The organism is Paenibacillus sp. BJ-4, assembly GCF_020404765.1.
Lineage (GTDB): Bacteria > Bacillota > Bacilli > Paenibacillales > Paenibacillaceae > Paenibacillus.
In genome coordinates this window covers 1-6170 of the sequence record NZ_JAIVEM010000032.1, presented here as the reverse complement: position 1 = coordinate 6170, position 6170 = coordinate 1, and the positions used below count along the sequence as shown (strand labels likewise).

Genomic DNA, 6170 nt, shown 5'->3' with positions numbered 1-6170 from the left:
TCAGTTTTCAAAGATCAAACATTTCTTTTTCGCCGCGTTTTTCAGCAGCTATAAGATCATATCATGTTCGTTTCAAAAATGCAAGGGTTATTTTTTTCTTTTTTTTATCAAGATCATTCCGACCCAAGCTTTTCACTTTTGAAATTGCTGTTTTGTTGTCAGCTAGAATAATATATCATTTTTAGCCAGGGAAATCAACTTGTAAATATTCCCTAATGTTAGAGAGGAAATCTATTCAACCATTTTGTCAGCCATATTGGGCTGGAGGTTTACTTTAACACGCCTAGTTTATAAAATCTATATGAATTTAGTTCCAATCATAAGTCTCGCACGCTACTAAAGAACGTCTATCATGTATCCTGATTGTAGGCTGATCCAACATTCGCCTTGGTGTGAAGGCTGAATTGTCTTACTTTATAAGGTAGACAGTGAAATCATAAGAACTTTGCTATCCGGCGTTGATGCGCTCTTTTATTGTCCACGTTCTTCAAATGCCCATAGGCTCAGATTGTCAGAAGACATGAAGCAAGGCGGGTCCCAGAGACTCCGCCTTATTTATATATTTTTAGAGTCGGCAAATTTCATGGGCACATTGGCCATACGAAGGGCAGCAGCACATGGCACGCAATACCTTGAGATCATGAATAACGATTTTTCCATCTCGAGTATCCAGAGTGCCCTGCTCCTTCAACGAGCTCAGCATCCGGTTCACACTTTCCCGTGTCGCTCCAATCATCTCACCCAGTTCGGAGTGACTCAGCTTCATATTCAATAAAATGCCATCCTTCACTGCTACGCCGCATGTGTTGCTCGCACGAATCAGTGTAGACGCGAGCGCTCCTGTTTTACCATACAACAGCAAATCACGAAAACGCGATTGTGTAATTCGTTGTTTCATCGCCATCCATTGAATAAACTGCAGCGCCATTTCTCCATTTTTGGACAGGAGCGACTCCAAATCCTTAACAAGCACGACGCCTAACTCACACACATCGGCTGTCTCCGCAGTGCAGCTATACTCTTCCCCATCTATCCCACTGAATTCCCCGATCAGATCGCCCTGATGCTGAATGGTCAAAATCAATTCTTTACCGTCTTCTGTCGACTTACGAAGTTTTACATGGCCTGAATGGATATAATAAAGCTGCTCCGCATCCTCGCCCTCTCGGAAAAGCATAACGCCTGCCTTTACCTTTTTCCAAGACATAATTTCTTTCAGCAGTTCAAAATGCTCCGCCGTCAAAAAAAGCTGAATCCCCGTGCGTTCCGCCTCGTCCCCAAACCGTTCCATACAAGTGGCTTGCATGTTAGCGTCCTCCTCGTGTTTACCTGATATCTATATCATAATGGTTGAACACATGGGTTGTTATCGGGAGAACACCTGATTTTGTACCTTCCTACTCCCTGATTTGCTGTGATATATATCACTTCTCAGGCAGGCTAGTGCCCCATTTACCGGCTTTCCTCTTACTCATCCCCCCGTCTTATGAAAAGTCAGTGTTTCCTGCGCCTATAGATCAGGGGGTTCCCTGACTTACTTTTGTAACTGTCGGAACTACAATGAATTAGAGCTACAGTTTTGTTAAGAAAAAGGATGTGTCTTCTATGCTACAAATAACGGATGAAATGCGAAAAGAACTGAACCAGTTAAGGGATCGCATCTATGGAGATCTTACTGCCCTTGCATTCATGTCCAAGTCAGGAGGAGGTAAGTTACATTGGTATTACGCCTCTGGCAGCCGAAGCAATCGTTATCGCCTTATTTCTTTTAAAGTGGGACACGGCATTGCCGGGCTGGCTGTTCGTTTGGGACGTACCGTGATTGTGAGTGCTTTGCTGCCTGGCAGCATACGTCTACGTCAGGAATGTGCGCTGATGCTGGCTGAGCAGCTTCATTCTGCTGTGGCTATTCCCTTTTCCAGCACAGGTAATTTGCCGAATGGTGTACTGCTTCTTGGTAACCGTGATGTAAGAACATTCACCGATTCCGAAGTATCAGAGGCCACTCAAGTCGCTCAGCGGCTGGGTCAGCTATGTGCTCACCCCCTTACTCCATAAGATACTTTATGCTTTTATAGATGTGACAATAGATATTTGCTGAATATGGCTATACCCAACTGTCTATATTGATTGAAATCCCTAAAATTTGCTATGATTATGAGAAAACGTACGGTTTTTTACCGTTCGAGGGGATGACAAATTGATTCGTATACTTGTAGTGGATGATCATGTTGTCGTACGTTCCGGCCTTATGGCCCTATTGGACGGCAAAAACGGCATTAAGGTGGTAGGAGATGCTGCAGACGGTGATGAGGCGATCCGCAAGGCGGTCGAGCTGCAACCTAATGTGGTGCTCATGGATTTTAGTATGCCACCTGGCAAAGACGGTCTAACAGCAACCACTGAATTAAAAAAACGGTTGCCTGATACTGAAGTTCTTATTCTAACGATGCATGATGACGAGGAATACCTATTCCGGGCAATTCAGGCCGGGGCATCGGGATACATTTTAAAAAGCGCACCTCATGAGGAATTACTCGCTGCCATTCAGTCTGTGGCCGAAGGCAGCGCCTATCTGTACCCAAATGCGACCAAACGACTGATGAGTGAATATCTGGACAAGATCAAACAGGAAGGCATTGCCGGACCCTATGAGTCCCTTTCCGAGCGTGAAAAGGAAATTCTGTCATGGATAGCAAAAGGATATGCCAATAAGGAAATTGCCGAGCACCTGGTGATTAGCGTCAAAACCGTAGAGTCTCACAAAAGTAACCTTATGGAGAAGCTTAACCTGAAAACACGGCCCGAGCTGGTCAAATTTGCACTTAAAAAGGGGCTGCTGCACTATGAATGAACCTTCTAATCCTTTACTTCAGCATGTGTTTGATGAGTCGGCTGATAAGCTACTAAATGATTTGGAAGCTTATATTCCAGAGTCCTCTTTTCTCGATGAACTGCGTAACTCACTTCACCAGCTATCCAACCTAAAGCTTGCACTAGATACTTCCTCTATCGTTGCCTTGACCGATCATCGGGGCATTATTCAGTACGTGAACGACAAGTTTTGTGAGATTTCGCAGTACAGTCGTGAAGAATTGATCGGTCGAGATCATCGCGTCATTAATTCAGGTTATCATACCCCCGCATTCATGAAAAACCTGTGGACCACCATACGTTCAGGCCAGGTATGGCAAGGAGAAATACGCAATCGTGCTAAAGATAACAGCTATTACTGGGTGAATACCACGATCGTTCCGTTCATGGACGAGGAAGGTAAGCCCTATCAGTATTTAGCGATCCGTAATGAGGTCACCAAACTGAAAAAAGTCGAGGCGGAGCTCCAGACGATGATGACGCAAGTAATGCAAATTCAGGAGGAAGAACGCAAGCGTTTTTCAAGAGAACTGCATGACGGGATCGGACAAAGCTTGTTTTCTCTAGTTATTCAACTGGATAGCCAGCTTGCTGAACAACCTAGTCCTGTTCTCGAAAATCTGCGTTCACAGGTAACCAACATCATTAAAGACGTCCGCGGACTGGCATGGGAACTACGTCCCTCAGTTTTGGATGATTTAGGTGTCGTACCAGCCATACGAACCTATATTGAAAACTTTTGCTCGCATTACGGCATTGAGGTCCATTTTCAGTGTAATCTACGTAAACGCCTTGATATCCGCAAGGAAATAGCTATTTATCGGATTGTACAGGAAGCATTAACGAATGTAGCCAAGTACGCAGACGTAGCAGAAGCACATGTCGACGTAGAAGATCAGGGTGAAATCATACAAGTGAACATTTGGGATGAAGGGATCGGATTCTCTAAAGAATCTCAAGGAGAGGGCGTTGGATTATTTAGCATGGAAGAACGGGCTAGAGGGGCAGGAGGATATATGAGCATGACCTCCGCGCCAGATCAAGGAACTTCCATCCAGCTTATCATTCCCGTGTAAAATCGGCCGTCGGATCGGTAAAATCATCCTATCGTTATGTAGAGAAAACAGTATAAAAAAAGAGAGAGCACTGTCCCCAGACAGGCTCTCTTTATTTATAAGGTGTCACCACTGAGGCAACAAGAATCCGCTATAGCAAAAAGCGGGTGATGGGAATCGAACCCACGCTACCAGCTTGGAAGGCTGGAGTTCTACCATTGAACTACACCCGCAAATCAGTATCGGGATGACACGATTTGAACATGCGACCCCCTGGTCCCAAACCAGGTGCTCTACCAAGCTGAGCTACATCCCGATATTATACACTTTTTAAAAGAAATGGCGCGCCCTGAGAGATTCGAACTCCCGGCCTTTTGATTCGTAGTCAAACGCTCTATCCAGCTGAGCTAAGGGCGCATAATTTAATCCATAATGAGCAGTTAAGGCGCCACCCAGATTTGAACTGGGGATGAAGCTTTTGCAGAGCTTTGCCTTACCACTTGGCTATGGCGCCGTATGGATAATGGAGCGGACGACGGGAATCGAACCCGCGACCCTCGCCTTGGCAAGGCGATGCTCTACCGCTGAGCCACGTCCGCAAATATGGTGCGGTCGAGAGGACTCGAACCTCCACGGGGGGTTAGCCCACACGGACCTGAACCGTGCGCGTCTGCCAATTCCGCCACGACCGCAAATAATTATAAATGGTGAGCCATGAAGGACTCGAACCTTCGACACCCTGATTAAAAGTCAGGTGCTCTACCAACTGAGCTAATGGCTCTTAATGGCTGGGGATATAGGATTTGAACCTATGCATGACGGAGTCAAAGTCCGTTGCCTTACCGCTTGGCTAATCCCCAACAATAAGAATAAAGGGCGGCCGATGGGGCTTGAACCCACGAATGCCGGAGTCACAGTCCGGTGCGTTAACCACTTCGCCACGACCGCCATATGATTAAAAAAGACTGGTGGAGGATGATGGATTCGAACCACCGAACCCGTAAGGGAGCAGATTTACAGTCTGATGCGTTTGGCCACTTCGCTAATCCTCCAAAATGGTGCCGGCGAGAGGACTTGAACCCCCAACCTACTGATTACAAGTCAGTTGCTCTACCAGTTGAGCTACACCGGCACATTACTCATTCCCACTTGAAAGGTGGCTCGGGACGGAATCGAACCGCCGACACGAGGATTTTCAGTCCTCTGCTCTACCGACTGAGCTACCGAGCCATATTATGTTTTATTACAGTATTATACATACTAAAATGGCGGAACTGACGGGATTCGAACCCGCGATCTCCTGCGTGACAGGCAGGCATGTTAGGCCTCTACACCACAGTTCCAGAGGCATTCATTTCCATCAGGAAATTAATTGCGGGGGCAGGATTTGAACCTACGACCTTCGGGTTATGAGCCCGACGAGCTACCGAACTGCTCCACCCCGCGACAGTAAAAGGAATTTCTTCTAAATTANATCGAACCCCCGACCCTCTGCTTGTAAGGCAGATGCTCTCCCAGCTGAGCTAAGCCTCCATATTATGACCCGTAGGGGATTCGAACCCCTGTTACCTCCGTGAAAGGGAGGTGTCTTAACCCCTTGACCAACGGGCCTCATAAAATAAGTTCTGAAATTTTAAAGGTGTGGCGGAGAGAGAGGGATTCGAACCCTCGCACCACTTTCGCAGTCTAACCCCTTAGCAGAGGGTCCCCTTATAGCCACTTGGGTATCTCTCCGAGTAGCGGCAGAGGGGATCGAACCCCCGACCTCACGGGTATGAACCGTACGCTCTAGCCAGCTGAGCTACGCCGCCACCTTATATATAAAAGACAGAAATATTCGAAATATGGCTCCCCGAACAGGACTCGAACCTGTGACAACTCGATTAACAGTCGAGTGCTCTACCAACTGAGCTATCAGGGAATATTGGTGGAGCCAAGCGGGATCGAACCGCTGACCTCCTGCGTGCAAGGCAGGCGCTCTCCCAGCTGAGCTATGGCCCCAATCATTTTATACTAATTAAGAAGTGGTGGGCCTTAGTGGACTCGAACCACCGACCTCACCCTTATCAGGGGTGCGCTCTAACCAGCTGAGCTAAAGGCCCTAATCTTTACAACTTTATTATCCTTTAAAGGACATTGCTTGGCGGCGTCCTACTCTCCCAGGACCCTGCGGTCCAAGTACCATCGGCGCTGGAGGGCTTAACGGTCGTGTTCGGGATGGGTACGTGTGGAACCCCTCCG

Annotated in this window: 5 protein-coding genes, 20 tRNA genes and 1 rRNA gene; 4 read left to right on the top strand and 22 right to left on the bottom strand. The window is 47.1% G+C overall.

Features of this window, described 5'->3' with window-relative positions; all coding sequences use genetic code 11:
• On the top strand, positions 1-185 hold a 185-nt coding region (locus tag LCF57_RS07450), incomplete at its 5' end, for a hypothetical protein (RefSeq protein WP_226000123.1).
• A 380-nt stretch (positions 186-565) separates the two neighbouring features.
• Here the strand turns inward: LCF57_RS07450 and LCF57_RS07445 are convergent.
• Complete coding sequence (locus LCF57_RS07445) at positions 566-1306, bottom strand: Crp/Fnr family transcriptional regulator (protein WP_226000122.1); 741 nt, start codon at positions 1304-1306, stop codon at positions 566-568.
• Between the two features lie 299 nt (positions 1307-1605).
• Between LCF57_RS07445 and LCF57_RS07440 the strand changes: the two genes are divergently transcribed.
• The 3 genes from LCF57_RS07440 (at position 1606) to LCF57_RS07430 (ending at position 3950) form a co-directional block, all read left to right on the top strand.
• On the top strand, positions 1606-2058 hold the full coding sequence (locus LCF57_RS07440) for a GAF domain-containing protein (RefSeq protein ID WP_226000121.1): 453 nt from the start codon (positions 1606-1608) through the stop codon (positions 2056-2058).
• A 142-nt stretch (positions 2059-2200) separates the two neighbouring features.
• The gene (locus LCF57_RS07435) at positions 2201-2854 is read left to right on the top strand and encodes a response regulator (protein ID WP_025718949.1); all 654 of its coding nucleotides are present in this window, start codon (positions 2201-2203) and stop codon (positions 2852-2854) included.
• Complete coding sequence (locus LCF57_RS07430) at positions 2847-3950, top strand: PAS domain-containing protein (protein ID WP_226000120.1); 1104 nt, start codon at positions 2847-2849, stop codon at positions 3948-3950. The genes LCF57_RS07435 and LCF57_RS07430 overlap by 8 nt, the downstream gene beginning before the upstream one ends.
• A 141-nt stretch (positions 3951-4091) precedes the next feature.
• On the opposite strand, the gene LCF57_RS07425 is transcribed toward LCF57_RS07430, so the two are convergent.
• The 21 genes from LCF57_RS07425 to rrf form a co-directional block, all read right to left on the bottom strand.
• Positions 4092-4162, bottom strand: a tRNA-Gly gene (locus LCF57_RS07425).
• A gap of 9 nt (positions 4163-4171) precedes the next feature.
• Positions 4172-4245: transfer RNA gene (locus tag LCF57_RS07420), tRNA-Pro, on the bottom strand.
• A 24-nt stretch (positions 4246-4269) separates the two neighbouring features.
• Positions 4270-4346: transfer RNA gene (locus LCF57_RS07415), tRNA-Arg, on the bottom strand.
• Positions 4347-4372: 26 nt separating this feature from the next.
• A tRNA-Cys gene (locus LCF57_RS07410) sits at positions 4373-4443 on the bottom strand.
• Between the two features lie 10 nt (positions 4444-4453).
• Positions 4454-4528 (bottom strand) — tRNA-Gly (locus tag LCF57_RS07405).
• 5 nt (positions 4529-4533) lie between these two features.
• Positions 4534-4621 (bottom strand) — tRNA-Leu (locus tag LCF57_RS07400).
• Between the two features lie 13 nt (positions 4622-4634).
• Positions 4635-4710 (bottom strand) — tRNA-Lys (locus LCF57_RS07395).
• Positions 4711-4714: 4 nt separating this feature from the next.
• A tRNA-Gln gene (locus tag LCF57_RS07390) sits at positions 4715-4789 on the bottom strand.
• Positions 4790-4804: 15 nt separating this feature from the next.
• Positions 4805-4877: transfer RNA gene (locus LCF57_RS07385), tRNA-His, on the bottom strand.
• 18 nt (positions 4878-4895) lie between these two features.
• A tRNA-Tyr gene (locus LCF57_RS07380) sits at positions 4896-4981 on the bottom strand.
• Positions 4982-4985: 4 nt separating this feature from the next.
• A tRNA-Thr gene (locus LCF57_RS07375) sits at positions 4986-5061 on the bottom strand.
• 25 nt (positions 5062-5086) lie between these two features.
• A tRNA-Phe gene (locus LCF57_RS07370) sits at positions 5087-5159 on the bottom strand.
• A 36-nt stretch (positions 5160-5195) separates the two neighbouring features.
• A tRNA-Asp gene (locus LCF57_RS07365) sits at positions 5196-5272 on the bottom strand.
• 29 nt (positions 5273-5301) lie between these two features.
• Positions 5302-5375 (bottom strand) — tRNA-Met (locus tag LCF57_RS07360).
• Between the two features lie 93 nt (positions 5376-5468).
• Positions 5469-5540, bottom strand: a tRNA-Glu gene (locus LCF57_RS07355).
• Between the two features lie 31 nt (positions 5541-5571).
• A tRNA-Ser gene (locus LCF57_RS07350) sits at positions 5572-5663 on the bottom strand.
• Between the two features lie 3 nt (positions 5664-5666).
• Positions 5667-5740, bottom strand: a tRNA-Met gene (locus LCF57_RS07345).
• A gap of 34 nt (positions 5741-5774) precedes the next feature.
• A tRNA-Asn gene (locus LCF57_RS07340) sits at positions 5775-5850 on the bottom strand.
• 4 nt (positions 5851-5854) lie between these two features.
• Positions 5855-5930 (bottom strand) — tRNA-Ala (locus tag LCF57_RS07335).
• A 24-nt stretch (positions 5931-5954) separates the two neighbouring features.
• Positions 5955-6031: transfer RNA gene (locus tag LCF57_RS07330), tRNA-Ile, on the bottom strand.
• A 36-nt stretch (positions 6032-6067) separates the two neighbouring features.
• Positions 6068-6170 (bottom strand): 5S ribosomal RNA (rrf, locus tag LCF57_RS07325); the annotation flags it as partial.

Bases quoted from the DNA above. Each gene is read 5' to 3' on its own strand.
- LCF57_RS07445 (WP_226000122.1), bottom strand. From the start codon at position 1,306: ATGCAAGCCACTTGTATGGAACGGTTTGGGGACGAGGCGGAACGCACG.
- LCF57_RS07430 (WP_226000120.1), top strand. From the start codon at position 2,847: ATGAATGAACCTTCTAATCCTTTACTTCAGCATGTGTTTGATGAGTCG.
- LCF57_RS07440 (WP_226000121.1), top strand. From the start codon at position 1,606: ATGCTACAAATAACGGATGAAATGCGAAAAGAACTGAACCAGTTAAGG.